The organism is Rhizobium sp. ZK1, from assembly GCF_047782645.1.
Classification (GTDB): Bacteria; Pseudomonadota; Alphaproteobacteria; order Rhizobiales; family Rhizobiaceae; genus Rhizobium.
In genome coordinates this window covers 1744778-1770509 of record NZ_CP180586.1, presented here as the reverse complement: position 1 = coordinate 1770509, position 25732 = coordinate 1744778, and the positions used below count along the sequence as shown (strand labels likewise).

Sequence of the window (25732 nt, the reverse complement as noted above, 5' to 3'; positions counted from 1 at the left end):
CATGGCGGGTACGAACAGCGAGCGTCAACTTCTGGCCGAAGGGCCGGTTATCATTCTGGTCGAGCCACAGATGGGCGAGAATATCGGCATGGTGGCGCGCGCCATGGCGAATTTCGGCCTTGCCGATCTGCGCCTCGTCAATCCGCGTGACGGCTGGCCGAATGAAAAGGCGCAGGCTGCGGCCTCCAAGGCCGATCACGTGATCGAGGGGACGCAGGTCTTCGCCACGCTGGAAGAGGCGATTGCCGATCTCAATTTCGTCTATGCGACGACGGCGCGCAGCCGCGACAACTACAAGCCGGTGCGCTCGCCGGTCTTTGCCGCGCAAACGCTGCGCAGCCGGTTCCGGGCAGGCGAGGCAACCGGCATTCTGTTCGGCCGCGAGCGCTGGGGGCTGACCAACGAAGAAGTGGCGCTTGCCGACGAGATCGTCACCTTCCCGGTCAATCCCGCCTTTGCCTCTCTCAATATCGCCCAGGCCGTGCTGCTCATGTCCTATGAATGGATGAAATCGAGCATGGAGGATCTGGAAGCCGTGCCGTTCCAGGCGCTTGAGCAGCGCCCGTCCACCAAGGAGCAGCTTTTCGGACTGTTCGACCAACTCGAGGAAGCGCTGGATTCGCGCAACTATTTCCACCCGCCCTCGAAAAAGCCGAAAATGGTCGACAACCTGCGCGCTGTCCTCTCCCGCCGGGCATTCACGGAACAGGAAATCAGCGTGCTGCGCGGCGTCATCTCTTCCCTCGACCGCTTTTCGCGCAACAGTCCGCGCAAAGGCGGTTTCACCAGATCCGGCAAGGGTGCCCCGACCGATGACAGCGCCGACGAATGAGCTGAAACCCGTCCTCGTCTTCGATTCAGGCATAGGCGGGCTGACCGTGCTGCGCGAGGCGCGCATGCTGATGCCGGAGCGCGGGTTCATCTATATCGCTGATGATGCCGGCTTTCCCTATGGCGGCTGGGAAGAGCAGGCGCTGAAGGAGCGTATCATCGGCCTCTTCGCCAAGCTGCTCGAAGACTATGATCCGGAAGTCTGCGTCATCGCCTGCAACACGGCCTTCACGCTTGTGGGTGCGGATCTGCGCGCTGCCTTTCCGCAGATGACCTTCGTCGGCACGGTGCCCGCCATCAAGCCTGCCGCCGAGCGCACGCGTTCCGGCCTCGTCTCGGTGCTCGCCACGCCCGGCACGGTCAAGCGCGCCTATACGCGTGATCTCATCCAGTCCTTCGCGCAGCAGTGTCATGTGCGGCTGGTCGGCTCGGAAAACCTGGCGCGCATGGCGGAGGCCTATATTCGCGGCGATGCCGTTTCCGACGATGCCGTGCTGACCGAGATCGAGCAGTGTTTCGTCGAGAAGGACAGTCGCAAGACAGATATCGTCGTGCTTGCCTGCACGCATTATCCGTTCATGGCCAATCTATTCCGCAGGCTGGCACCCTGGCCGGTGGACTGGCTGGATCCGGCCGAAGCCATCGCGCGGCGCGCACGCACGCTGGTGCCGCAGGTGGCCGATTCGGTTCACCCGGATAATTTCGACTTTGCCGTCTTTACATCAGGCAATCCGGATTTCGCCACGCGGCGGCTGATGCAAGGTTTCGGGCTGAGCGCCTGAGAAGGCACTGCGCGCTTTATTTCCCCTGTCTCATCACGCAAGATCCGCCGCGGGGAATCGCGAGCGGGTGTTTGCCGTTCAAGATGCAAAGGGATGCGCTGTGCCGCTGCAAAGACTTGTCATGCTGATCTTCTTTCTGCAACCGATAGCCTTTGGCGCTTGGCTGCCGCGCATTCCAGATATCCAGGCGAAGCTCGAACTCGGCACTGCCGATCTCGCGGTAGCCCTTCTGGGATTGCCTGTTGGTACGCTGATCACGCTGCCGTTTGCCGGCCGCCTCGTCTCGCGCATCGGCGGGCGCATGGCGATCGTCTATGGTTTCATCTTCTTTCTTGCCGTGGTCCCGCTGCCGGCCTTCGCGCCCAGCGCCGTGCTTCTGTTCTTTGCCTTGATGATCGTCGGGGTCGCGCTTTCGACGGTCGAACTGGGCATGAATGTCGAGGCCGACGTGACGGAGAAGGCGACGGGGCTGATCATCATGAGCCGCTGCCATGGCTTCTGGAGCTTGGGCATCATGGCCGGCAGCCTCATCGGCGTCGGTGCCATCGCCATCGGGCTTTCGCCGCATTGGTCGATCCTGATCACGACGATCGGCATCCTGCCGGCCGCGCTGCTTGCCAGCCTGCGTCTGCCGAAACTGCCGGAAAGTCACCATGCAGAGAATTCGCAGGCAAAGACCGGCTTCAAGCCGCCCAGTCTCGCTCTGCTCGGGATCTGCGCCTTCGTCTTCGGCGTGACGATGACCGAAGGTGCGATCGCCGATTGGTCTGCGGTCTACCTCCGCGATGTGATGAATGCGGAGGGCGCGCAAACCGGCCTTGGTTATTCGGTTTTCGCTTTCATGGTTGCCGCGGGACGCTTCAGCGGTGACTACATGAAAGGCCGTTTCGGCGCGGTTGCGATTGCCCGCGGCTGCGGCATCGCCTCGCTTGCCGGCATGCTCATCGTTCTTCTTGCACCGGTGACACTACTTGCTCTTATCGGCTTTGCAGCCGTCGGGGTCGGCGTCTCGGTCGGTTTTCCGCTCGCGGTGACGGCCGTTGCTTCGCTCACCGACCGCCCGCCTGCGTCAAGCGTTGCGACACTTTCCTTCGCAGCCCTGAGCGGCTTTCTCATCGGGCCGCCGATCATAGGCTTTCTCGGCGAACTTCTGGGCTTGCGTGTGGGGCTTGCGGTCCTGCTGGTACCGCTTTTCGTCAGCCTGCTCTGCACCCGTTTGCTGATCCCGACGCAGACGGACATGGCGGGCGAGCTTATCGAGCGCGAGGCAGTGTGAAGCCCTATTTCCCAGGGTTGACTTTCCCTGTGGGTTCTTGACGGTTTGACGACAACAGTGCCTGCGAATCTGCTAGAGACGGACCGGGAATTTGTAAGGGGAATTGGACGTGCAGGTTGGCATCGATATGGGACTGGCGTCCGGCGCTCCGGCGACGCTCGATATCGAGGAGCTGCTGGCGACGCGTCTGCTCGTGCAGGGCAATTCCGGCTCCGGCAAATCGCATCTTCTCCGTCGTCTGCTGGAACAATCCGCCCAATGGGTGCAGCAGGTCATCATCGATCCCGAAGGTGATTTCGTCACGCTCTCCGACCGCTACGGCCATGTCGTCGTCGACGGTGAGCGCACCGAAGCCGAGCTTGCCGGCATTGCCAACCGTATCCGCCAGCACCGCGTTTCCTGCGTGCTGACGCTGGAAGGTCTCGATATCGAGCAGCAGATGCGGGCCGCCGCCGCCTTCCTCAACGGCATGTTCGATGCAGATCGCGAATATTGGTATCCTGTTCTCGTCGTGGTCGACGAAGCGCAGATGTTTGCGCCTTCGGTCGGCGGCGACGTGTCGGAAGATGCGCGCAAGGCTTCGCTTGGCGCCATGACCAATCTGATGTGCCGCGGACGTAAACGCGGGCTTGCGGGCGTCATTGCCACGCAGCGTCTGGCAAAGCTTGCGAAGAACGTCGCGGCCGAAGCCTCCAACTTCCTGATGGGCCGCACCTTTCTCGATATCGACATGGCGCGCGCCGCAGATCTGCTCGGCATGGACCGCCGCCAGGCGGAAATGTTCCGAGATCTCAAGCGTGGGCATTTCGTGGCGCTCGGCCCGGCCTTGTCGCGCCGGCCGCTGCCGATCCAGATCGGCAATGTCGAGACCTCGGCGCGCTCGTCGAGCCCAAAGCTGATGCCGCTGCCGGATGCGCCTCAGGATGTGGAAGACCTGATCTTCACGCCGGATCCGGAAGAATTCCAGCGGCCGATCGTGCGGCGCGCGCCGCCGGCGCCACGCCCGACCACCGATATTCTCGCCGAGCTTTCACGCTCGACGCCGGCCGCCAGCCCGATGCAGGCTGCCGAGCCACGGGTGGCGCAACCGGAACTGTCAGCCGAAGAGCGCGAGGAGCGGCTGGCCGGCGTGCTCGCCGAAATCCTCGACGATCCAGGCTCCGGCTTCCGCACGGATGCGGTTCTCTATCAGGAATTTCTTGTCCGGCTGCGCATGCGGCGCGTTCCCGGACCGCCGATGTCGCTGCCGGACTTCCGGCGGCGTGTTGCGGTTTCCCGGTCGGGCGTCGATGCGGAGACAGCAGCTTCGGAAAACTGGGCGACGGCGCTATCGCTCTCGGGCTCAGTCACCGACGATCTGCAAGGCGTGTTCCTCATGCTTGCCAAGGCCGCCGTCTGCGGTGACGCGTGCCCGTCGGATGCGCGGATCGCACGCGCCTACGGCACACATTCGGCCCGGCGTGCCCGCCGGCTTCTCGGTTATTTCGAGGAACAGGGAAGCATCGTCGTGCATACGGATTTCTCCGGCAAGCGCATCGTGGCTTTCCCCGACATCGGCTGTCAGACGGCACCCGGTGATGCCAATGCCCCCGATGACAGCAATGGCCGGGAAGCCGCGGAATAAAAGGCTTTCAGCGCCTTGCCGCTGTTGACATTTTCATGACGCCCGACTAAACACCGCGCCAGCACCGGGCAGCAATGTCCGGTGTTTCATTTGACATGTCCCGTGGATCTTGTCCGTTCGCGAATGGAAAGATTCTGTCGGGTCCTGGAAACGGGATCAAAGGAGGGCGTGTTTCCTTCGCGCGGTTTGGTAACAAACCGTCATAACACTTTGAAAGGAAATACGATGAGCAAGCGCGAATCGTCCAAGTACAAGATCGACCGCCGTATGGGCGAAAACATCTGGGGCCGTCCGAAGTCCCCGGTGAACCGCCGCGAATACGGCCCGGGCCAGCACGGCCAGCGCCGCAAGGGCAAGCTTTCCGACTTCGGTGTGCAGCTGCGCGCCAAGCAGAAGCTGAAGGGTTACTACGGTGACCTGCGCGAGAAGCAGTTCCGCGCGATCTTCGCTGAAGCTGACCGCCGCAAGGGTGACACCTCGGAAAACCTGATCGGTCTTCTGGAATCCCGCCTCGACGCGATTGTCTACCGCGCCAAGTTCGTTCCGACGGTCTTTGCTGCCCGTCAGTTCGTCAACCATGGCCACGTCACGGTCAACGGTGTGCGCGTCAACATCGGTTCTTACCGTTGCAAGGCCGGCGACGTCATCGAAGTTCGTGAAAAGTCCAAGCAGCTCGTGACCGTTCTGGAATCTGTTTCGCTCGCAGAGCGTGACGTTCCGGAATACATCGAAGTCGACCATCACAAGATGGTTGCCACTTTCGCACGCGTTCCGACGCTGTCCGACGTTCCGTACCCGGTCGTCATGGAACCGCATCTGGTCGTCGAATTCTATTCGCGTTAATACGCGAGGCGTTTTCGCATTCTGGAAAAGCCGCCTCTCGGGGCGGCTTTTTCGTACCTGGAGAGAAGCCATCATGGATTTGCAGGCAGTCCTCGACAGCATTCACAAAGAGATCCAGCCGCGCATCGGCGAGGGCAAGGTGGCGGACTATATTCCCGAGCTTGCCAAGGTCGATCCGCAGCAGTTCGGCATGTCGATCATCACCGTCGACGGCAAGGTCTACAGCGTCGGCCATGCCGATGTCGCCTTCTCCATCCAGAGCATTTCCAAGGTCTTCATGCTGACGCTGGCGCTTGGCAAGGTGGGCGAGGGGTTGTGGAAGCGGGTCGGCCGCGAGCCCTCGGGCTCGGCTTTCAATTCCATCGTCCAGCTCGAGCATGAGCATGGCATTCCGCGCAATCCCTTCATCAATGCCGGCGCGATCGCCGTCAGCGACGTCGTCATGGCCGGCCATGCACCGCGCGAGGCGATCGGTGAATTTTTGCGCTTCGTGCGCTACCTCGCAGACGATGAATCCATCACCATCGACGACAAGGTGGCGCGTTCGGAGACAGCGACCGGCTATCGCAATTTTGCGCTTGCCAACTTCATGCGCTCCTACCGCAATCTCGACCATCCCGTCGACCATGTGCTTGGCGTCTATTTCCACCAGTGCGCACTGTCCATGACCTGCGAACAGCTGGCTCGCGCCGGCCTGTTCCTGGCGGCGCGGGGCAGCAATCCGCTGACCGGTCATTCGGTCGTGTCGCCGAAGCGGGCGCGGCGCATCAATGCGCTGATGCTGACCTGTGGCCATTACGACGGTTCCGGCGATTTCGCCTATCATGTCGGCCTGCCGGGCAAGAGCGGCGTTGGTGGTGGTATCTTTGCGGTGGCCCCGGGCATTGCCTCGATCGCCGTCTGGTCGCCGGGGCTGAACAAGGTCGGCAATTCGCAGCTCGGCGCGGTGGCGCTGGAGATGCTGGCGGCGCGCACCGGCTGGTCCGTTTTCGGCGATTGAGACTGGGTTGGGCGGTGGCTTTCTGCTAAGCAGAGCGCGCACATCAGACTGGACGAGAAGATGAATATCGCAGCCAATATTGTCGACGATCTGGAAACGGCTGAAACCGGCATCGGCCATGCGCTGTTTGCCGATGCGCCGCATTCGGTCTCCTTCAACAAGCTGCGCAAACGTCTCCTACGGCAGGTGCGACAGGCCTTCGACGATTTCGACATGTTGAAGGACCAAAAGCGCTGGCTGATCGGCATTTCCGGCGGCAAGGATTCCTATGGGCTGCTGGCGCTGCTGCTCGACCTGCAATGGCGCGGCCTGCTGCCGGTGGAGCTGATTGCCTGCAATCTCGATCAGGGCCAGCCGAATTTTCCGAAGAATGTACTGCCGGAATACCTCGCCAGGATCGGCGTCAAACATCGCATCGAGTATCGCGACACCTATTCGATCGTGAAGGAAAAGGTGCCTGAGGGCGCGACTTACTGTTCGCTCTGTTCGCGTCTGCGCCGCGGCAATCTCTACCGGATCGCCCAGGAAGAAGGCTGCGATGCGCTGGTGCTTGGCCATCACCGCGAGGATATTCTCGAAACCTTCTTCATGAACTTCTTCCACGGCGGGCGGCTTGCCGCCATGCCGGCGAAGCTTCTGAATGACGAAGGCAATGTGATGGTGCTGCGGCCGCTCGCCTATTGCGCCGAAGACGACATGGCGAAGTTCGCGGCCGCTATGCAGTTTCCGATCATTCCCTGCGATCTCTGCGGCTCGCAGGACGGGCTGCAGCGCAATGCGATGAAGGACATGCTCGCCGATATCGAGCGCCGCATGCCGGGCCGCAAGGACACGATGCTGCGTGCTCTCGCGCATGTGAACCCGTCGCACCTGCTCGATCCGAAACTTTTCGACTTTTCTGCACTGACCGTCACCCAAACGTCATAATGGACTTGCTATGAGCCTCTGCAGATCCATGCAACGAGTCCAAAATGAATTTCTCAGACAATGACATAGAGTTTCTCGGCGATTGCCTCCGGCACGTCGCCGAAGAAGAGATCATGCCGCGCTTCCGCAATGCGGCCGCGGCCAATGTTTCCGAAAAGACATCTTCCGTCGATCTCGTCACGCAGGCCGACCTGCGCTCCGAAGCCTATCTGACGGCCGCCATCCGCGAGCGTTTTCCTGCCGCGCTCATCGTCGGCGAGGAAGCCTATGAGGCGGATCGTTCGGTCGTGCCGGCGCTTGCCGATGCCGATCTTGCCTTCGTCATCGATCCCGTCGACGGCACCTTCAATTTCGCAGCCGGCCTGCCGGTCTTCGGCACGATCCTCGCCGTGACGGTCAAGGGCGAGACGGTTGCCGGCCTCATTCACGATCCTGCACTCGGCGATACCGTCGTTTCCATCAAGGGCGCCGGCGCTTTCCAGCACAAGCGCAATTGCGAGCCTGTCCGTTTAAAGGTCGCAGAGCCGATCGAGCTTTGCCGCATGGTCGGCGCCATGTCCTTCAGCCATATGGACGAGCCTGACCGTTCGCGCATTGCCGGCAATATGGCCAAGACCCGCATGACCTTCGCTTTCAATTGCTCGGCCTATGAATATTGGATGGTTTCCTCGGGCAAGCTGCATTTCATCGGCCATCCTAAACTGATGCCGTGGGATCATCTGGCCGGCGTGCTGACGCATCAGGAAGCCGGCGGCCACACGGCGAAATTCGACGGAACGCCTTACAGACCCGGCGAAATTTCCGGCGGCATCATCTCGGCTCCCGATAAGGAAAGTTGGCAAATGATCCGCAACGAGATCGTCGGCTACCGATAAACCGAAAGGAGACCGCCATGACGACTGCCATAGATACGATGAAGCTTGCCGATCTCTTGAGGCAGGCAGCGAAAGCCGAGATCCTGCCGCGCTTTCGCCGGCTGGGCAGCAGTTATGTGCGCGCCAAGACGGAAGCGACCGACCTCGTGACCGAGGCGGACGAGCAGACCGAAAGAATGATGAAGGCGGAGGCCGCGCGCTTCTGGCCAGAAGCGCTCTTCATCGGCGAAGAATCGGTCGCCGCCGATGCAGCCCTTCTCGACAAGATCGAAGGTGCGGATCTCGCCATCATCGTCGATCCCGTCGACGGCACTTTCAACTTTGCTGCCGGTATTCCGGCCTTCGGCGTCATGGCCTCGGTCGTCTCCAAGGGCGAGACGGTTGCCGGCATCATCTATGATCCGATGGGCGACGACTGGGTCATGGCGGAAAAGGGCGGTGGCGCCTGGCTGCGACGGCCGGATGGCGAGGCGCAGCGGCTGCGGGTGGCCGAGCCTGTGGCGCTCGACCAGATGGTGGGCATGGCCTCGACCGGCTACCTGCCGCAAGACAAACGCGCCGAAATTCTTGGCAATCTCGCGAAGGTGCGTTTCCTGACCAACTATCGCTGTGCGGCCCATGAATACCGCACCTTTGCCGGCGGGCATGTGCATTACCTGATGTACAACAAGCTGATGCCCTGGGATCATCTGGCCGGCACGCTGATCTGCCAGGAGGCCGGTGCCTATGCCGCCCGCTTCGACGGCTCAGCCTATCTGCCGCATCATGTCAGCGGCGGGCTGCTGATCACGCCCGATAAGGAAAGCTGGGACGTCCTGCGTCGCGAGGTCGTTACCATCTGAGCCATCAGGCGAGGATCTGCTTCAGCGCGTCCAGAAGCTTGTCGCATTCGGCATCGGTGCCGATGGTGATGCGCAGGAAGTTCTGGATGCGTTCCCCGCGGAAATGCCGCACGAGGACCGCGCGTTTGCGCAGTTCCGCAGCAAGTTCCGCGCCACCGCGCGTACCATGGCGGGCGAAGACGAAATTGGCGGATGAGGGCAGGACTTCGAAGCCGAGCCCGCCAAGCGCGACGATCAGGCGCTCGCGGCTTGCGACGATCAGCTCGCAATGTTTCCCGAACCACTCCCGATCTTCCCAGGCAGCCACGGCGCCTGCCTGGGTCAGCCTGTCCAGCGGATAGGAATTGAAGCTGTCCTTGACCCTTACCAGCGCATCGATCAGCGGCCGCTGGCCGACGGCGAAACCGACACGCAGACCTGCGAGGCCGCGCGATTTCGAGAAGGTCTGGATAACGAGCAGGTTCGGATATTTCCGCACCAGCGGGATGGCGCTTTCGCCGCCGAAATCCACATAGGCTTCATCGATGACGACGACCTGATCCGGGTGCTCCTGTAACAGCGCCTCGATCGCAGCCAGCGGCAGTGCCGTCCCCGTCGGCGCGTTCGGATTGGGCAGGATGATCGCGCCGCAGGGCTGGCGGTAATCCTCGATGCGAACCTGCATCTTTTCGTCCAGCGGAATCTCGCGGAAATCGATGCCGTAGAGGCCGCAATAGGTCGGGTAGAAGCTGTAGGTGATGTCGGGGTAGAGCAGGGGCAGTTCGTGCTTCAGCAGCGCCTGGAACGTGTGTGCCAGGACCTCGTCCGAACCATTGCCGACGAAGACTTCACCGGGATCGAGATCGTGGCTTGCGGCAATCGCCTTGCGAAGCTTGAGGCCTGTCGGCTCGGGATAAAGCCGCAGCGTGTCGTTGACGGCTTCCGAAATCGCCGCCAGCGCACGGGGCGATGGGCCGTAGGGGTTCTCATTGGTGTTGAGCTTGACCAGGCCGTCGATGACAGGCTGTTCGCCCGCCACGTAGGGCGTCAAGGAATGGACAATGGGGCTCCAGAAACGGCTCATCGCGATTTTCCAATTTATGCCTGCTGCAGCATTACATGTGAACGGCACCGGGGTCGATCTGCGGGCTGTCGCCGGGATGGGTGAAAAGCTTGCCCTTTTCCGCCCAAAGCACCATGACGACGGTAACGGCGCCGAAGAGCGCAAAGCCGCCGAAGAGCGGCTGGACGGTGCCGTTGAAGAGCTGGCCGACGCCGCCGCCGATGATAGCGCCGAAGGTCGTCGACACGAAGCCTGTGACGGCCGTTGCCGTGCCGGCGAGATTGCCCATCGGTTCCAGGCTGATCGCCGTAAAGTTGGTGGCGATCACCGCAAACATCATCAAGAGGATCGAGAAGAGCGCATATGAGAAGGCGAAGGACGGCTTGCCGCCGAGCGCCGCCACGAAGCCGATCGCCGAGATGATGGTGAACAGCAGCATGGCTGCATGCGAGATCCGGCGCATGCCGAAAGTGCGCACCAACATGCCGTTCAGGAAGTTGGCGACAGCGATGCCGCCCGCTGTTGCCGCAAAGGCAATCGGCAGCCAGTCGCCGAGACCGTAAACCTCGCCGAAGACCTGCTGCACGGAGATCACATAGGCGCTGATGACGCCGGTGAACATGGTCAACCCGATCATGTAGCCGCAGGTGATGCGGTTGGTCAGCACCGTCTTGAAACCATCAACAACGGCGCCGAAAGACAGCGGGATGCGCTCCTCCGGCGGCAGGGATTCCTTCAGGCGCAGCAGCGCCCAGACGAAAAGGATCGTCGCAACGATGCCCAGCAGGATGAAGATCCAGTTCCAGTGGGCATAGGTGATGATGAGCTGGCCGACCGAGGGGGCGACGATCGGCACGATCATGAAGACGATCATGACATAGGACATGACACGAGCCATCTCACGGCCGCCGAAGCAGTCACGGACGATCGCCATGGTGGTGATGCGCACGGCCGCACCGCCGATGCCCTGAACGAAGCGCATGATCAGCAGCATTTCGAAGCTGCCGGTCGCAGCTGCCGCAAACATGCCAACCACGTAGCAGACCAGACCGCCGAGCAGGATGTTGCGGCGGCCGAAGGCATCCGAGAGGCTGCCGAAGACGATCTGCGAGGCGCCAAATCCCAAGAAGAAGACGCCGATGACGAGCTGTGCGTCATTGTTGCTGGTGACACCCAGCGAATGGCCGATATTGGGCAGCGCCGGCAACATGCTGTCAATCGCCATAGCGATGCTGGCGGTCATGATGGCGATCGTCACCACGAACTCGACAAAGCCCATGCCGATGCGGGCAGAACCCTGATTTTCCGTGTGCGGTTTGTGCGTCGGAGTCATTCGAATCCCCCTGAATGACAGAAGAACGGACGCAAAAGCGGCCGAATTGATGCGGGATGCGGCAGGCTCCTACCAAGACGCCTCGCCGCCTGATGTGTCTGAAAGCCTCAGCCTGATATCAGTGGCCAATATCAGTGAAGCTGGAAAGCGATGCGTCCTTCGACAGCGGCGCATGCTGCGGTCTGAACAGCCGGCCCTTTTCGGCGATCAGCACGAAGACGATGCCGACAAGCGAGACCGCGAAGTAGCCAGCGATCATCGGCGTCGCCGTGCCGTCAAAGGCTTGCCCGATCAGGGCTCCGATCAATGCGCCGCCGATCGTGCTCATGAAGCCGATCACCGAGGAGGCGGTGCCGGCAAGGTGACCCAGCGGCTCCATGGCGAGCGAGTTGAAGTTGGAGCCGATCCAGCCGAACTGGAACATGACCAGTGCGAAGAACACGATGAAGATCGGGAAAGGCATCGGCTGCGGCCCCGATATCTGCACCATCAGCCAGATGAAGCTCAAGCCGCAGAAACCGAGGATCGAGGCGTGCGACAGGCGGCGCATGCCGAAGCGGCCGACCAGCTGCGAATTGATGAAGGACGAGAAGGCCATGAACAGCGCCACTCCGGCAAAGGCGACGGGCATATAGGCGCCGAGCCCGTAGATGCCGACATAGATCTGCTGAGCGGAGTTGATGAAGCCGAACAACGCGCCGAAGAGGATCGTGCTGGCAATGGTGTAACAGAGGGCGATGCGGTTGGAAAAGAAGATCGCAAAGCCCTGCGCCACCGAGCGGACCGTGAACGGACGGACATTGGCGGGATCAAGCGTTTCCGGCAGGCGCAGATACATCCACGTGCCGACGGCCGTCGCCATGGTGCCGATGAAGACGAAGATCATGTGCCAGGTGCTGATCAGCATGATGATCTGGCCGCTGCCGGGTGCAATGACCGGCACGATCATGAAGACCATCATGATGAGCGACATGACTTCCGCCATCTGCCGGCCGCCGTAGACGTCGCGGACGATGGAGATGGTAATGACGCGGGTGGCGGCCGAACCGAGCCCCTGGACGAAGCGGAGCGCGAGAAGGCCGGCGAAGGTCGGAACGATGGCAATGCCGAAGGCGGAGACGATATAGACGACGAGGCCGATCAGCAGCGGAACACGGCGACCGAAGCGGTCGGACAGCGGACCGTAGAAAAGCTGGGCAAGGCCGAAGCCGAAGAGATAGGCGGAAACGACATACTGGCGATGGTTTTCGTTCTCGACACCGAGGCTGGCCCCGATCTGCTGCAGCGCTGGCAACATGATGTCGATTGCCAGCGAGTTGACGGCCATCAGGAAAGCCGCAAGCGCGATAAATTCAAGCTTGCCCATGGGCAGCCGACCCGCGGACATGGCTTGTGATGAATCTGTCACAATGAAATTCCCATAAACAGGTCAAGGCGCTGCTTGGCGCAGCGCCTCGAACTCAAGATACAGAATTGGAAACCGGACGGACGCCCGGTGACCGATCAGGCGACGGCGGTCTTAACGGTGACGCCGTTTTCCTGGAGATGCTGCTGGAGCTCACCGGCTTGGAACATTTCCCGGACGATGTCGCAGCCGCCGATGAACTCACCCTTGACGTAGAGCTGGGGGATCGTCGGCCAGTTGGAATAATCCTTGATGCCCTGGCGGATTTCCGAATCGGCGAGCACATTGATGCCCTTATAGTCGACACCGAGGTAATCGAGGATCTGGACGACCTGGCCGGAGAAACCGCACTGCGGAAACTGCGGCGTGCCCTTCATGAAGAGGACGACGTCGTTGCTCTTGATCTCGTTTCCGATGAATTCGTTGATACCGCTCATAGGCTCTAATCCTTTCAACAGGCGGGTTAAAGGCCCGCCGTTTCAATCGTTTTCTTTAGATAGCATGTGGGGGCCGGAATTCCACCCGCCAAAACCAAAAAAAGACCGATCCGCGACACTTAGCGGCGCAGATTGTTGCCTCTGCGATACGTCCCTCGGCGAAACACCTTGATCCGTTCAATCTCGGTATCGGTGAAGTGGCCTTGCAGCTTGCAGTGGAGAAAGCCTCTAAGCGCGGCGCTGCCGGCTGCGGCCTGCCGCCGTCCGGCGCTTGCTGACCTGCTTGCGAGCAGGCTTACGGCTCGTCGACGTTGCCTTGCGGGTGGTGCGACTTGTCGTTGCAGACGCTGCCCTGCGGCGCTTACGCTTGGTCGTGGTGCGGCCCGTCGTCTTCTTCAGGATTTCCTTCAGCACGCTGTTGACGACGCCTGATACCAGTTCATTCACGAGATTGGCCACAAAATCCCCCTCAATCCTATCGAAACGCACCTGCGCTATTGAATTCCGTAAGAGTTCGCTTAGCAAGACGGCTCGAAGGTTTTATCCGGTTTTTCGCCGTATTTTCAAGCGAACCCGTCATCCTGGCAACGGCGTCACCAACCCGACTGAAAGAAGAAAAAGACTATGAAACTGATCGACAGGCGGGTTGTCTTGCATTTCCCCGGATTCGAACCGCTCGATGGCGCAGCGCACCGGGCGCGGTACGAGCGTACCGCAAGGCAAAGCGCATCCGTCTGGGGCTATAATGTCGACACAGGTGCTGCGGCCGATGGGCACTACGTCTCCTTCGATGTCGGCACCAGCGCCGATGGCTGGCAGACGCAGACGCGCGTCCATGTCTTCGACCACAACGAATTAGTTCAGCGGTTGCGCACCGGCAATACGGCAAGCCGGATCGCGACAGGCTTTCTAAGCTTCTGGCAGGTCGTGCGGGAAGGCGGCATGGCCGGCTATTTCCGCCACGCCTGGCGCTTCGGCCTGTTCTTCATCTTTCCCTTCCTGCTGACGGCATTTGCAATCCTGATCACGCTGCAGATCCTGACGCTGCACTACTGGCTTGGGCTTCCCGGCTGGCATGTCGGCTGGAGCGCACCGCTGGCGGCCGTCTTCTTCACCTTCGGTTTCCTGCCGTTCTCGGAGCGCTTCCATACCCTGCATCTCTTCGCGGACTGGGAAATGGCCGTGGCGCTGGCACGCATGGGCAGGCCTGATTTCAACGACTGGCTGGAGCAATGCGCGACGTCGATGCGCGAAGCGCTCAACGAGGAGGCCGATGAATATGTCATCTCCTCGCACAGCATGGGCTCCAGCGTCGCAGCCCATGTCGTCGGCATTCTGCTGGAGCGGGAGCCGGATGTTTTCAAGGGCAAGCGCGTGGTCTTTGCAACACTCGGCGGCGCCATCCTGCAATGTGCGCTGATGTCATCTGCCACCCTGCTGCGCTCGCGCGTCGGCCTGATTGCACGTTGTCCGGATATTTTCTGGCTGGATGTGCAGTGCCTGACGGACTCGATCAATTTCTACAAGGTGCCAGTCGTCAGCGTTTCCGGCCATCCGGATGCGCCGCAGGCGAGCATGATCCATATCCGCGTGCGGCAGATGCTGACGCCGGAGCACTATAAGAAGATCCGCGGGGATCAGTTGCGTGTGCATCGCCAGTATGTGCTGGGGCCAGACATGAAATCCTCCTTCGATTTCACGCTGCTCACTGCAGGCCCGATGCCGGCCTCGGTCTTTGCCTATCCTGAGCAGGACAAGCTGCCGGCCTGAGAGCTCAGCAAAAAAGAGGCGAGGAGGCGTCGAACAGTTTCGAGCCGATCGCTTCCGTTTCAAAACAAAACAACCCGGCAGAAAGCCTTCCAGCCGGGCCTGTTCATCTGAGATTTTCAGTCGGACGAAGCTCTAATTTCAATCCGGTGCCGAGGTCTGCAGGGCAAGGGCGTGCAGGATGCCGCCCATATTTCCTTTCAGCGCCTCATAGACCATCTGGTGCTGCTGCACGCGGCTCTTGCCGCGGAAGGCTTCCGCGACAACTTCGGCGGCGTAGTGGTCGCCGTCACCTGCCAGATCGCGGATCGTCACCTTGGCACCGGGAATCCCAGCCTTGATCATGTCTTCGATATCGCCGGGTTTCATGGCCATGATCATTACTCCTTGCACATCATTCCGCGGCAAGCTCGCCGCGGCCTTCCATATAATCAGGGAACCACGATTCATGGGCATCGCGCAATTGCTGAATTGGCAGCACAATCAGATCGTCGACGACGAGGCTGTCGCCCTGGACCGTGCCAAGGCGACGGAAGGGCACGCCGGCGCCTTCGGCATTGGCGCAGACGAAATCCGCGACATCCTTTGGAACCGTCAGCACGTAACGCGCCTGATCCTCGCCGAAGAGCTGCGCATGCGCAGCACCCTTGCCTTCGCTGAGGCTGACCTTGAGACCCTTGCCTGACGCCATTGCCATCTCAGCGAGCGCCAGTACGAGGCCGCCGGAGGAAATGTCGTGGCAGGCGGTCGCCTGACCGTTGCGGATGACGGAGCGGACGAAATCGCCGTTGCGGCGTTCAGCGAAGAGATCAACTTCCGGTGCCGGGCCTTCGGTGCTGCCGACGACATCGCGCAGATAGACGGACTGGCCGAGATGGCTGCCGTCGATGCCGATGAGCAGAACCCTGTCGCCTTCGGCAGCGCTGCCGATGCGGGCCATCTTGCGCCAGTCGGGCATCAGGCCAACGCCGGCAATGGTGGGCGTCGGCAGGATCGCAACACCATTGGTCTCGTTATAGAGCGAGACGTTGCCGGATACGATCGGGAAGTCGAGCGCGCGGCAGGCTTCGCCGATGCCCTTCACGGCCTCGACGAACTGGCCCATGATCTCGGGCTTTTCGGGATTGCCGAAGTTCAGATTGTCGGTCGCCGCCAGCGGCTCGGCGCCGGTCGCGGTGATGTTGCGCCAGCATTCGGCCACAGCCTGCTTGCCGCCTTCGAAGGGATCGGCCTCGACATACCGCGGGGTCACATCGGAGGAGAAAGCAAGCGCCTTCAGAGGATGGCCTTCGACACGCACGACGCCGGCGTCGCCGCCCGGAAGCTGCAAGGAGTTGCCCTGGATCAGCGTGTCATACTGTTCATAGACCCAGCGGCGGCTGGACTGATTGGCAGAGCCGACGAGTTGCAGCAGCGCTTCGTTATAATCTTGCTGTGCTGCCACGAGATTGGCGGGCAGGGGCGCGCGCTTGGCGGATTCGCGCCAGGGGCGGTCATATTCCGGAGCCTGGTCGCCGAGATCCTTGATCGGCAGGTTGGCGACTTCCTCGCCCTGATGCATGACGCGGAAGCGAAGGTCGTCCGTGGTCTTGCCGACAACAGCGAAATCGAGGCCCCACTTGACGAAGATCGCCTTGGCTTCCTCTTCCTTCTCCGGCTGCAGCACCATGAGCATGCGCTCCTGGCTTTCCGACAGCATCATCTCGTAGGCGGTCATCCGCTCCTCGCGCACCGGCACCTTGTCGAGTTCGAGCAGGATGCCGAGATCGCCCTTGGCGCCCATTTCGACAGCCGAGCAGGTGAGGCCGGCCGCACCCATGTCCTGGATGGCGATGACCGCACCGGTCTGCATCAATTCCAGGCAGGCTTCGAGCAGGCACTTTTCGGTGAAGGGGTCGCCGACCTGAACCGTCGGACGCTTCTCCTCGATCGATTCGTCGAATTCGGCCGATGCCATCGTCGCGCCGCCGACACCGTCGCGGCCGGTCTTGGCGCCGAGATAGACGACCGGAAGGCCGACGCCCTTTGCTTCCGACAGGAAGATGGCATTGGATTTGGCAATGCCGGCAGCAAATGCGTTGACGAGGATATTGCCGTTATAGCGGGCATCGAACTCAACCTCGCCGCCGACCGTCGGCACGCCGAAGGAATTGCCGTAGCCGCCGACGCCGGAGACCACGCCGGAGACGAGATGGCGGGTCTTCGGATGATCCGGTTCGCCGAAGCGCAGCGCGTTCATGGCCGCAATCGGGCGCGCGCCCATGGTGAAGACGTCGCGCAGGATGCCGCCGACACCGGTCGCGGCACCCTGATAGGGCTCGATATAGGAGGGGTGGTTGTGGCTCTCCATCTTGAAGACGACGCAATCGCCGTCATCGATATCGACCACACCGGCATTTTCGCCCGGTCCCTGGATGACACGCGGACCCTTGGTCGGCAGCGTGCGCAGCCACTTCTTGGAGGATTTATAGGAGCAGTGCTCATTCCACATGGCCGAGAAGATGCCGAGCTCGGTAAAGCTCGGTTCGCGGCCGATCAGATCCAGAATGCGCTGGTATTCATCCGGCTTGAGGCCGTGTGAAGCGATGAGTTCCGGCGTGATCTTGATAGTGTTGGGAATGGTCATGAGCTCTCGAAAATCCCTGCCTAGAGCAATCCAGCAAACGTGCGCAGCGGTCTTGCATTCGGAATGCGTGAAAACAAAGAGATAGAGCATGTCTGTGGTTCAAGGCAAAACGGACATGCTCTAGCGCGTTTGCCGTGTCTTTAGCCTATGTAAGAACTATGCGCGACAGGAAAATGCCTGCCGTCAACAGAGGCAGGCCCGATAGGTTCCGTACCGGTAATCAGGGACCCTTACGTCTACTGCCGGATACTGGCAGAGACCTTCCCAGCGTCTTCGAATGCGACCGGCCTTTGGGCTCGCTGGTATCCAAGCTTCTCGGAAATCTCGTTGGCTGCACCAAGCAAGCTCTCCAGGTACTTGCTCCGATTTCGTACGCCGTCCTCGCGCGGAGTTACAAGACACAGGGTGGCGATACAGGCACCGTCGGCCTGATGAACCGGCACGGCGAAGCAATGCGTGAAATTCTCCACCTCACTGTTGAAGGTGAAGAATCCGTCGCGGGCCGCCTGACGCACCTGGGCGATAAATTCCGCCGGCTTCATCTGCCGACCGTTTGGGAGAACGAAGTCCTCCGGCGGAATCAAATCGACAATCTCCTGATCGCTCAGGTGCGAAACCAGCAACCGTCCGGACGCCGTCCAGGGGATGGAAACGAGCTCGCCGACATTCGAGGAGATGCGAAACGGCCGGATGCCCTCGCGCATCATGGCGACGGTGTATTTGCGTCCCTCGAGCAGACACATCTGTGCCGTCTCACGGGTTTCTTCGGCCAGCCGCACCAGCATGCGGTCGCATTCCCGCATCAGGTCGAATTGTTCGGCGTAGGCCGTCCCGAGGAAATACAGGCGGCGGCCAAGGTTAACGCGGCCGTCTCCGCCATGGTAGTCAAGCATGCCGTGGCTGAGCAGGAGATTGACCAGCTCGTAGACCGAAGATCGAGGCGCGCCAATTTCGGCCGCGATTTCGTTCGGCCGCATCGGCTGTCGCTTCACCCGCAGGAATTCGAGGATCTCAAAGGCACGATCCAGTCCTCGGGTGCGCCGCGATACTGTGTCGATACCAGCCTCAGCCATGCTTTCTCCGATATTAGGCGCGATCCGCGCGGTAGGCCACGCAATCAACTTCGACCTTGCAGTCGACCATCATGCTGGATTGGACACAAGCGCGGGCCGGAGGGTTTCCTCCGAAATATTCAGCGTACACGCCGTTAAAGCTCCAAAAATCACGCGGATCGTCAAGCCACACGCCCACACGCACGACGTCTTCAAGGCTGTAGCCCGCCTCATTGAGAATGGCAATCAGGTTTTCGATAGCCTTTCGGCTCTGGACAACGATTCCGCCAGGAACGATCTCGCCGTTCTCCATGGGCACCTGGCCGGAAACATATAGCCAGCCGCCTGCTTCGGTGGCTCGGGCGAAGGGAAGTGGTTGTCCGCCTGCGCCAGTCTCGCCAGCCCCATAACGCTTGATAGTCATTCTTTCACTTTCCTTTAGTTGAAGCTGGAGGTCTTCAGGAATTCGGCCAGGCGTTCGGTCCTGGGATTCACGAACATTTCTCTTGGATTGCCTTCCTCGCAGATCACCCCCTGGTTCATGAAGATGACCCGCGAGGATACCTCGTAGGCAAAGCGCATTTCGTGGGTGACCAGCAGCATGGTCATTCCATCTGCCGCAAGCCCTTTGATGACCTGCAGCACTTCGCCCACCAGTTCGGGATCGAGAGCCGAGGTCACTTCATCAAACAGCATAAGACGCGGCGACATCGCGATCGCACGGGCGATCGCCACGCGCTGCTGCTGACCGCCGGAGAGCTGGCCTGGGTAATGATCGGCCCGCGCCGACAGCCCGACACGGTCGAGCCAACGCTCCGCGATCGACCTCGCTTCGCTCCTCGGCATCTTCTTGACCTTGACGAGGCCGAGCATGACATTTTGGGCCGCTGTCATGTGCGGGAACAGGTTGAACTGCTGGAAGGCCATCCCGGTAAGTGCGCGCTGACGGGCGATCTCTTTCTCGCTCTTGCGCCGACGGGTCGCCCCCTCCGCGTGGTACCCGATCTCTTCACCGTCCAGGCTGATCGTGCCGCCCTGGAATTCCTCCAGCATGTTCACGCAGCGCAGCATCGTGGTCTTGCCCGAGCCGGACGAGCCGATAATCGAAATAACCTCGCCTTCCTGTACGGAGCAGTCGACCCCTTTGAGCACTTCGTGTTGGCCGTAGCTTTTGCGCAGGCTCTTGATTTCAAGCATTGTTTTGGACATCGATCGGCTCCTCAGGATGGAAGGGCAGTCTTGCGCTCGATGAATCTGCCGAAGCGCTCGATACCGAAGTTGACGACGAAATAGAGAGCCCCTGCCAGGAAATAGAACTGCAGGCTCATGAAGTTGCGGGAGATGATCTCCTGCGTTCGCAGCAACAGTTCCGCTACACCGATCACCGACAGCAGCGTCGACGCTTTCACCATTTCCGCCGCCGTGTTGACCCAGGCCGGCAAGCACTGGCGCAGCGCCTGAGGCCATAGGACGGAGGTGAATGTCTGGGTAAACGTCAGCCCGATCGCTTTTGCGGCTTCGGTTTGCCCCTTCGGGATGGCTTGAAGAGCACCGCGAACGATCTCACCGACGTGGGACGAACAAAATACCGCCAGCGCCAGAACGCCCGCCGCGAATGCTCCCAATTCCAGGCCCACGGCACTGGAGACGTAATAGCTCGCGAGGACGAGTACCAAAACGGGTGTGCCTCGGATCACATCAGTATAGGCCCGCACGATCAGGCGCAGCACACTGTTTCCATAGACCAGCGCCAGGCCTACGAAGAGGCCGAGCACGGAGCCTGCGAGAATGGCCAGAAGGGAGATCGATACGGTCATCGCCATGCCATTCAGGATGACATGACGGGCGATCCAAAGTTGATCGAGAAAGGTCTGAGACATCGGCTTACCTCGGCAATGCCAGACGCCGCTCGACGAAACGCATCAGAGCGGCAATGAGGAAACAGGTGACGACATAGAGAGCCGACGTCACCATCCAGGTCTCGACGATACGGAAGCTCTCGACATTGATCTTGCGCGCTGCAAACGTCAGCTCGGGCACGGCGATCGTTGCGGCAAGCGATGTGTCCTTGAAGAGTGAGATGATTGTGGACGACAGCGAGGGCAGAACGTTGCGGAACATCAGCGGCGCTATGATGGATGTGCGTATCTGCATCGACGTCAAGCCAATCGCCATTCCGGCCTCGGTCAATCCCTTGGGAATCGAGAGAAGTCCGGCGCGGAAAACTTCCGCGAGGTATGCTCCTGAATAGAGTGAGAGAACCAAGACGAAGCTTTTGATCTTGTCCAGCCGGAAGCCCATCTGAGGCAGCGCGAAGAACGCGAAGAGGACGAGCACGAGAATAGGAAGATTTCGAATGACGGTAACGTAGATTCTTGCCGGCGCGACCGCGGCACGGCTCTTGGAGAGCAGCGCGAATGCAACGAACAGACCGATGACAGCCCCGATCAAGATCGAAATGACCGCGAGACCGAGGCTCAACATCAAGCCGCTAAGAAGAAAATCGAAGTTGCGCCAGACAGCAGCAAAATTCAGCGTATAACCCATGGCAGACCGCCCCTTTCAGGAAGGGAGCGGGAAAGACCCGCTCCCTCGGGCCAGTTACTTGTATTCGACCGGGAAGCCGATTTGCGGAGGCGCCAGTTCCTTGCCGAACCACGTCTTGTACGACTTGGCGTAAGCATCGAATTCAACGCCGGTCATGGCCTCATGAAGAGCGGTGTTGACGAAATTCAGCCAATCCTGATCGCCGCGTTTTACGCCGCAAGCGTAAGTCTGCGGGTTCCAACCGTAGCCGGCATCCCGATATTTGCCTGGGTTCTGAGCCATATACCAGGCGAGCGACGACTGGTCGGTTGCGACCGCGTCCGCGCGACCGGATTCCAGTGCCTGGTAGATGAGATCGACGGAATCGTACTGGTCGACCGTAGCTTCCGGGAGCGCCGCGTGAACCATCGCCTCCGCGTAGACGTTCTGCAAGACCGAGATTGTCACCGATGAGCCGGCAGCTTTAAGCGCTGCATAGTCAGCATATTTGCCATCAGCCTTCAGCATCAGGCCGACGCCTTCCCGATAGTAGGGAATCGTGAAGGCGATCTGCTGGGCGCGCTCGCCGGTGACCGTCATGAACTGGCAGGTGATGTCGACCTTGTCCGTCGTGATGTTAGGAATACGAGCGTCGGATGACTGGTTGACGTATTCGATCTTATCAGGATCGCCAAAGAGAGCCTTTGCGATGATGTGGCCCATATCCACATCGAAACCCTGCAGTTTATCGTCGGCGCTCTTGAAGTGCCAAGGTGCATTCGTGCTGCCGGTGCCCATAACGAGGTGACCGCGAGCAAGAACCTCATCTAGCTTACTTCCGGCGGCGAAGACCGGGTTTGAAAGAACTGCAGTTGCGGCCAGCGCAATCAGGCCGGCGCGGAAGGATTTGGTCATGACTGTTCCCCTGAGAACCGAGTGTTTCTGATTAATCCAATATAATGGACATCTGTCCGTATTATCGGATTGACATATCAAGTCCCCTGGTTGATGAATTGTCAATAGCGAGGGTTGATATTTGATGCGGCGCTAAACAGCGGCCCATTTGTCCGCACCGCAGGTTCGTTCCATACGAGGTTTTCCATGACTTTTTCGCCCGCGGATATCGCTGCCATTCAAACTCCTGCCGTTGTGATCGATCTCGATATCGCCACCGCCAATATCGGCCGTTTTCAACGTTACGCGGATGCTCACGGCTTGCGTGTTCGCCCGCACATCAAGACGCACAAGCTGCCGGCAATCGCCAATCTGCAGATTGCGGCCGGCGCGGTCGGTATCACCTGTCAAAAGGTATCGGAGGCCGAAGCGATGGTCGCCGCCAGTGGTGCAATCACCGATGTGCTGATTACCTACAACATCGTCGGCGCTGAGAAGCTTGAACGTCTGAAGGCGCTTGCAAAGAAGGTGAAATTGTCGGTCGTTGCCGATAGTGCGGCTGTCGTGAACAGCCTCTCGGAGGCCTTCCGAAACGAAGTTCAACCGCTGACAGTGCTGGTGGAATGCGACACCGGCGCAAACCGCTGCGGCGTGCTCACTCCCGAGGCGGCAGAGGCTCTCTCGGCCTTTATCCACTCGATGCCTGGTATCGTTTTCGGTGGCCTCATGACCTATCCTCCTGCGGGCGGGGAGGCTGCTGTCGAAGCTTTCATGATGGCGGCCAAGGCTCGCATCGAAGCGCTCGGTCTCGCAGTGCCGGTCATCACGTCAGGCGGGACGCCTTCGATGATGCACGCAGCAGACGCACCGGTTACGACTGAATATCGCCCCGGAACCTACGTCTACAATGACCGCTCTCTCGTATCGCGCGGCGCATGTGGCTGGGAAGATTGCGCACTCAGCGTCCTAACAACTGTCGTCTCAGTGCCCGCCGCGAACCGAGCGATCGTTGATGCAGGTTCAAAAATCCTGACATCGGATCTTTTGGGTCTCACAGGTTACGGTCATGTGCGGGGGCGCGACGACATCGTCGTGGACCAACTATCCGAGGAACATGGCCGGCTGATTAGCAACGGTCCTATCGGATTATCGGTAGGAGATAAACTGCAAATCGTGCCGAACCACGCTTGCGTGGTCACCAATATGGTCGACTCGGTTTTCGTCGCAGGAAAAGGCATGGCGTCAGTCGAGTCTTGGCCGGTCGTGGCCCGCGGAAAGATCGTCTGACAGGCCGGTTCGGTCGTTATCCGTCTGTCCAAGCCTATGAGGGGACTGCGGTGGACTGAACAAGGTTCCGTTGCGGAAAGCCCAAAGGGCGACACATCTAATGCCGCCTTCTGGGTTGTTTAACGGCCGTCTGCACGGATCCCGTTGAGTGAGGACCGGCTTAGCAACGAAAGACTAGAATTTATAGCCGACCATCAGTCCGGCGCGGGTCATGCCGTCGTTCGGACCGTCGCAAAGGTTGGCATTCGAGGAATGAGCGAGCTGCGCCATGACATTCCACTTGCTGTTGAAGCGGTAGCCGGCACCGAAATATTCGTGGAACAGCACACGACAGCCGAGATCAGGTCCATCGTCATTGTCATCGATGTCACCCGTATGGATGACGCCGCCGAAACCGGCTTCCGCGAAAATCTTGTCGCTGAGGTCGACAGTCCAGGTGAAACCGGCGAAGAACTGCGTCGCTTCGCCAGCCGTACCGATCGAAGTGCCTAGATGAACGCGCGGATGCAAGAGCTGCTGTTTCCAGCCGGCTGCCTGCTCAAAGCCAAAGGGATCAAAAAGAGCCGTTATTTCCGGGAAAACGCCATCTTCATGCGAATGTCCTCCTTGGATGGAGACCGAAGCGCCGAAGCGCAACTCGTCGAAAACCTTGTCTCCGGCTTGCGCCGCCGACGACATGCCCAGGCTGCTTGCAATGACTGCGACCGACGCGATACTCGACAGGCGCAACATGAGTGAACGGAAATCGGATTTCATCTGCTGTCCCTTGATTCCCACTTAAACGGCAGGATGATACAGAGGTAACATGCGGATGATCTCGGTAAAGCGCCTGTGTTTCGATCGTGGCCTTTTCCACAATGCTGACACCGATCTGCAACAGTTCAGATTTCACCGTCGTAGGCGGAGCCGCCATTTTCCAACAGGCGTTTCAATACCATAAGGCCTGCGACCAGCTCGTTTCTATCCTTCGGTGAGGAGAAGCCGATGCGCACGCGGTGATAGGCTTTCTCGCCCCGTGCCGCCTTGAACTCATCCTCGTCGTCGACAAGCACGCCATCGCGGAAGGCGGCATTCTTGAAGGTACCGGACAGCCAGGGTTCCGGCAGTTTCAGCCACAGGAAGGGCGCATGCGGGTGGGATTCGAAATCGAATCCCTGCATTACCTCGCGGGCGAGGCTCACGCGGGCCGACAGTTCCACGACACTTGCATTGCGTATCTCATGCGCCTTGCCGCTCTGGACGAGCCGCGCGCAGGTTTCGGCCAGAATGAAGGGCAGGCCGCCCGTCACCATTTTATGCGTAACCTTGATGCGCTGAGCGAAATGCGGCGGGCACGCGACCCAGCCACCGCGCACGCCGGCCGCAACCGACTTAGACAGGCCGTTGACGAGGAAGGTGCGGTCGGGCGCGATTGCTGCAAGCAGCGGCGTAGCGTCATTGGCCATGCCGCCATAGAGATCGTCCTCGATGATCCAGACCCCATGCCGTCTGGCAATGTCGGCAATGGCGACCCGCCGCTCATAGGGCATGATGGCAAGTGTCGGATTGTGAAGCGTCGGCATCGTGAAGACGAGCTTCGGATGCTGCTGCTGACAGAGCCGCTCGAAATCCTCGGGGATGATGCCGTTTTCATCGGACTCGACGGTCAACGTACGCCGGCCAAGCAGGCGCACGCTGCGGCTCACCTGCGTGTAGGTGAGATTTTCGAAAACGATCTTGTCACCGGGCGCAGACACGGCGGCGATGACGGAGATGGCTGCCGCATGCGCGCCGAGCGTGGGCACGACGTTTTCGACCTCCGGCGACCAGCCATTGCGCGCCAGCCACAGACGGCCGGCCTCGAACCAGTTCGAAGGGAAGCTGCGGGAATAGGAGGAGATTTCGGCCAGATGCTGTTCGCCGATCTCGGCCATGATGCCGGCGATGATCTTGCCCTGACCGAGATCGGGCGCGGCAGTCGTATCGAAGCGAAGCTTGTTCGGCGGGGCATCTGCGACACGCGTGCCACTCAGCGAAAGGGTCACAGGGTCCACCTGCTCGCTGGGGGGCGTATCGGCACGGTCGAGCACATAGGTGCCGCGGCCGACTTCGCCGGCGACAAGCCCGCGCTCGTGCACCAGCGCATAGGCGCGGCCGATTGTTCCGATTGTCACCCCGATATCATAGGCGAGATTTCGCTGTGGCGGCAGCTTGGCTCCCGCCGGCAAGGCGCCGGAAGCAATGGCGGATTCGATATTGTCCGCAAGCCGCATATAGACCGGGCCTGAGCCCTGCGAGAGATCGGGGAGCCAATTTGTCATGGTGACAATGAATAGATTGTCACCCTAATCCTGTCAAGACTATGAGACAATTCCATTAGCGGA

The 25732-nt window shown here is 60.3% G+C and carries 26 protein-coding genes; 11 read left to right on the top strand and 15 right to left on the bottom strand.

Annotated features, from left to right (window positions below; genetic code table 11):
* Position 1 precedes the first annotated feature (1 nt).
* The 9 genes from ACK9YZ_RS09120 to ACK9YZ_RS09080 all read left to right on the top strand — a co-directional run bounded on the left by ACK9YZ_RS09120 (position 2) and on the right by ACK9YZ_RS09080 (position 9000).
* Positions 2-832: an RNA methyltransferase gene (locus ACK9YZ_RS09120; RefSeq protein ID WP_416066335.1), complete on the top strand. Its 831-nt coding sequence runs from the start codon at positions 2-4 to the stop codon at positions 830-832.
* The gene (murI, locus tag ACK9YZ_RS09115; RefSeq protein WP_416066334.1) at positions 813-1613 is read left to right on the top strand and encodes a glutamate racemase; all 801 of its coding nucleotides are present in this window, start codon (positions 813-815) and stop codon (positions 1611-1613) included. The genes ACK9YZ_RS09120 and murI overlap by 20 nt, the downstream gene beginning before the upstream one ends.
* Before the next feature lie 100 nt (positions 1614-1713).
* Complete coding sequence (locus ACK9YZ_RS09110; protein WP_416066333.1) at positions 1714-2889, top strand: MFS transporter; 1176 nt, start codon at positions 1714-1716, stop codon at positions 2887-2889.
* A gap of 109 nt (positions 2890-2998) precedes the next feature.
* A complete protein-coding gene (locus ACK9YZ_RS09105) occupies positions 2999-4513 on the top strand; it encodes a helicase HerA domain-containing protein (protein WP_416066332.1) in 1515 nt (504 codons plus the stop codon).
* Between the two features lie 225 nt (positions 4514-4738).
* Complete coding sequence (gene rpsD / locus ACK9YZ_RS09100; protein WP_216758224.1) at positions 4739-5356, top strand: 30S ribosomal protein S4; 618 nt, start codon at positions 4739-4741, stop codon at positions 5354-5356.
* A 70-nt stretch (positions 5357-5426) separates the two neighbouring features.
* Complete coding sequence (locus ACK9YZ_RS09095) at positions 5427-6356, top strand: glutaminase (protein ID WP_183735102.1); 930 nt, start codon at positions 5427-5429, stop codon at positions 6354-6356.
* Between the two features lie 60 nt (positions 6357-6416).
* The gene (gene ttcA / locus ACK9YZ_RS09090) at positions 6417-7283 is read left to right on the top strand and encodes a tRNA 2-thiocytidine(32) synthetase TtcA (RefSeq protein ID WP_416066331.1); all 867 of its coding nucleotides are present in this window, start codon (positions 6417-6419) and stop codon (positions 7281-7283) included.
* A gap of 44 nt (positions 7284-7327) precedes the next feature.
* The gene (locus ACK9YZ_RS09085) at positions 7328-8158 is read left to right on the top strand and encodes an inositol monophosphatase family protein (protein ID WP_216758214.1); all 831 of its coding nucleotides are present in this window, start codon (positions 7328-7330) and stop codon (positions 8156-8158) included.
* 17 nt (positions 8159-8175) lie between these two features.
* Positions 8176-9000, top strand: coding sequence for an inositol monophosphatase family protein (locus ACK9YZ_RS09080; RefSeq protein ID WP_416066330.1), 825 nt, complete (start codon positions 8176-8178; stop codon positions 8998-9000).
* 4 nt (positions 9001-9004) lie between these two features.
* Here the strand turns inward: ACK9YZ_RS09080 and hisC are convergent, their stop codons facing one another.
* The 5 genes from hisC to ACK9YZ_RS09055 all read right to left on the bottom strand — a co-directional run bounded on the left by hisC (position 9005) and on the right by ACK9YZ_RS09055 (position 13676).
* Positions 9005-10063, bottom strand: coding sequence for a histidinol-phosphate transaminase (gene hisC / locus ACK9YZ_RS09075; RefSeq protein ID WP_416066329.1), 1059 nt, complete (start codon positions 10061-10063; stop codon positions 9005-9007).
* 31 nt (positions 10064-10094) lie between these two features.
* On the bottom strand, positions 10095-11375 hold the full coding sequence (locus tag ACK9YZ_RS09070; RefSeq protein WP_216758209.1) for a multidrug effflux MFS transporter: 1281 nt from the start codon (positions 11373-11375) through the stop codon (positions 10095-10097).
* A 118-nt stretch (positions 11376-11493) separates the two neighbouring features.
* Complete coding sequence (locus tag ACK9YZ_RS09065) at positions 11494-12741, bottom strand: multidrug effflux MFS transporter (protein ID WP_216758207.1); 1248 nt, start codon at positions 12739-12741, stop codon at positions 11494-11496.
* Positions 12742-12878: 137 nt separating this feature from the next.
* Complete coding sequence (grxD, locus tag ACK9YZ_RS09060) at positions 12879-13217, bottom strand: Grx4 family monothiol glutaredoxin (RefSeq protein ID WP_216758206.1); 339 nt, start codon at positions 13215-13217, stop codon at positions 12879-12881.
* A gap of 228 nt (positions 13218-13445) precedes the next feature.
* The gene (locus ACK9YZ_RS09055; RefSeq protein ID WP_416066328.1) at positions 13446-13676 is read right to left on the bottom strand and encodes a hypothetical protein; all 231 of its coding nucleotides are present in this window, start codon (positions 13674-13676) and stop codon (positions 13446-13448) included.
* A 165-nt stretch (positions 13677-13841) separates the two neighbouring features.
* On the opposite strand from ACK9YZ_RS09055, the gene ACK9YZ_RS09050 reads away from it, so the two are divergent.
* Entirely contained in the window at positions 13842-14987 is a 1146-nt protein-coding gene (locus tag ACK9YZ_RS09050; RefSeq protein WP_416066327.1) for a hypothetical protein, read from the top strand.
* Positions 14988-15125: 138 nt separating this feature from the next.
* Here the strand turns inward: ACK9YZ_RS09050 and ACK9YZ_RS09045 are convergent, their stop codons facing one another.
* The 8 genes from ACK9YZ_RS09045 to ACK9YZ_RS09010 all read right to left on the bottom strand — a co-directional run bounded on the left by ACK9YZ_RS09045 (position 15126) and on the right by ACK9YZ_RS09010 (position 22103).
* A complete protein-coding gene (locus ACK9YZ_RS09045) occupies positions 15126-15359 on the bottom strand; it encodes a BolA/IbaG family iron-sulfur metabolism protein (RefSeq protein WP_007826248.1) in 234 nt (77 codons plus the stop codon).
* Positions 15360-15378: 19 nt separating this feature from the next.
* Positions 15379-17610 (bottom strand): phosphoribosylformylglycinamidine synthase subunit PurL, encoded by a 2232-nt coding sequence (gene purL / locus ACK9YZ_RS09040; protein ID WP_416066326.1) that lies wholly within the window; start codon positions 17608-17610, stop codon positions 15379-15381.
* Positions 17611-17846: 236 nt separating this feature from the next.
* The gene (locus ACK9YZ_RS09035) at positions 17847-18683 is read right to left on the bottom strand and encodes an IclR family transcriptional regulator (protein WP_416066325.1); all 837 of its coding nucleotides are present in this window, start codon (positions 18681-18683) and stop codon (positions 17847-17849) included.
* A gap of 13 nt (positions 18684-18696) precedes the next feature.
* Positions 18697-19086 (bottom strand): RidA family protein, encoded by a 390-nt coding sequence (locus tag ACK9YZ_RS09030; protein ID WP_183734941.1) that lies wholly within the window; start codon positions 19084-19086, stop codon positions 18697-18699.
* Positions 19087-19100: 14 nt separating this feature from the next.
* Positions 19101-19871, bottom strand: coding sequence for an amino acid ABC transporter ATP-binding protein (locus ACK9YZ_RS09025; RefSeq protein ID WP_416066324.1), 771 nt, complete (start codon positions 19869-19871; stop codon positions 19101-19103).
* 11 nt (positions 19872-19882) lie between these two features.
* Positions 19883-20542 (bottom strand): amino acid ABC transporter permease, encoded by a 660-nt coding sequence (locus tag ACK9YZ_RS09020; RefSeq protein ID WP_183746898.1) that lies wholly within the window; start codon positions 20540-20542, stop codon positions 19883-19885.
* Between the two features lie 4 nt (positions 20543-20546).
* Positions 20547-21209, bottom strand: a complete 663-nt coding sequence (locus ACK9YZ_RS09015) for an amino acid ABC transporter permease (protein WP_216758195.1) — start codon at positions 21207-21209, stop codon at positions 20547-20549.
* A gap of 54 nt (positions 21210-21263) precedes the next feature.
* Positions 21264-22103, bottom strand: a complete 840-nt coding sequence (locus tag ACK9YZ_RS09010) for a transporter substrate-binding domain-containing protein (protein WP_416066323.1) — start codon at positions 22101-22103, stop codon at positions 21264-21266.
* 186 nt (positions 22104-22289) lie between these two features.
* On the opposite strand from ACK9YZ_RS09010, the gene ACK9YZ_RS09005 reads away from it, so the two are divergent.
* Complete coding sequence (locus ACK9YZ_RS09005; protein ID WP_416066322.1) at positions 22290-23369, top strand: D-TA family PLP-dependent enzyme; 1080 nt, start codon at positions 22290-22292, stop codon at positions 23367-23369.
* Between the two features lie 174 nt (positions 23370-23543).
* Here the strand turns inward: ACK9YZ_RS09005 and ACK9YZ_RS09000 are convergent, their stop codons facing one another.
* Both ACK9YZ_RS09000 and ACK9YZ_RS08995 read right to left on the bottom strand, forming a co-directional pair.
* Positions 23544-24125 (bottom strand): acyloxyacyl hydrolase, encoded by a 582-nt coding sequence (locus ACK9YZ_RS09000; RefSeq protein ID WP_416066321.1) that lies wholly within the window; start codon positions 24123-24125, stop codon positions 23544-23546.
* A gap of 125 nt (positions 24126-24250) precedes the next feature.
* The gene (locus ACK9YZ_RS08995) at positions 24251-25669 is read right to left on the bottom strand and encodes a PLP-dependent aminotransferase family protein (RefSeq protein WP_416066320.1); all 1419 of its coding nucleotides are present in this window, start codon (positions 25667-25669) and stop codon (positions 24251-24253) included.
* Between the last annotated feature and the right edge of the window lie 63 nt (positions 25670-25732).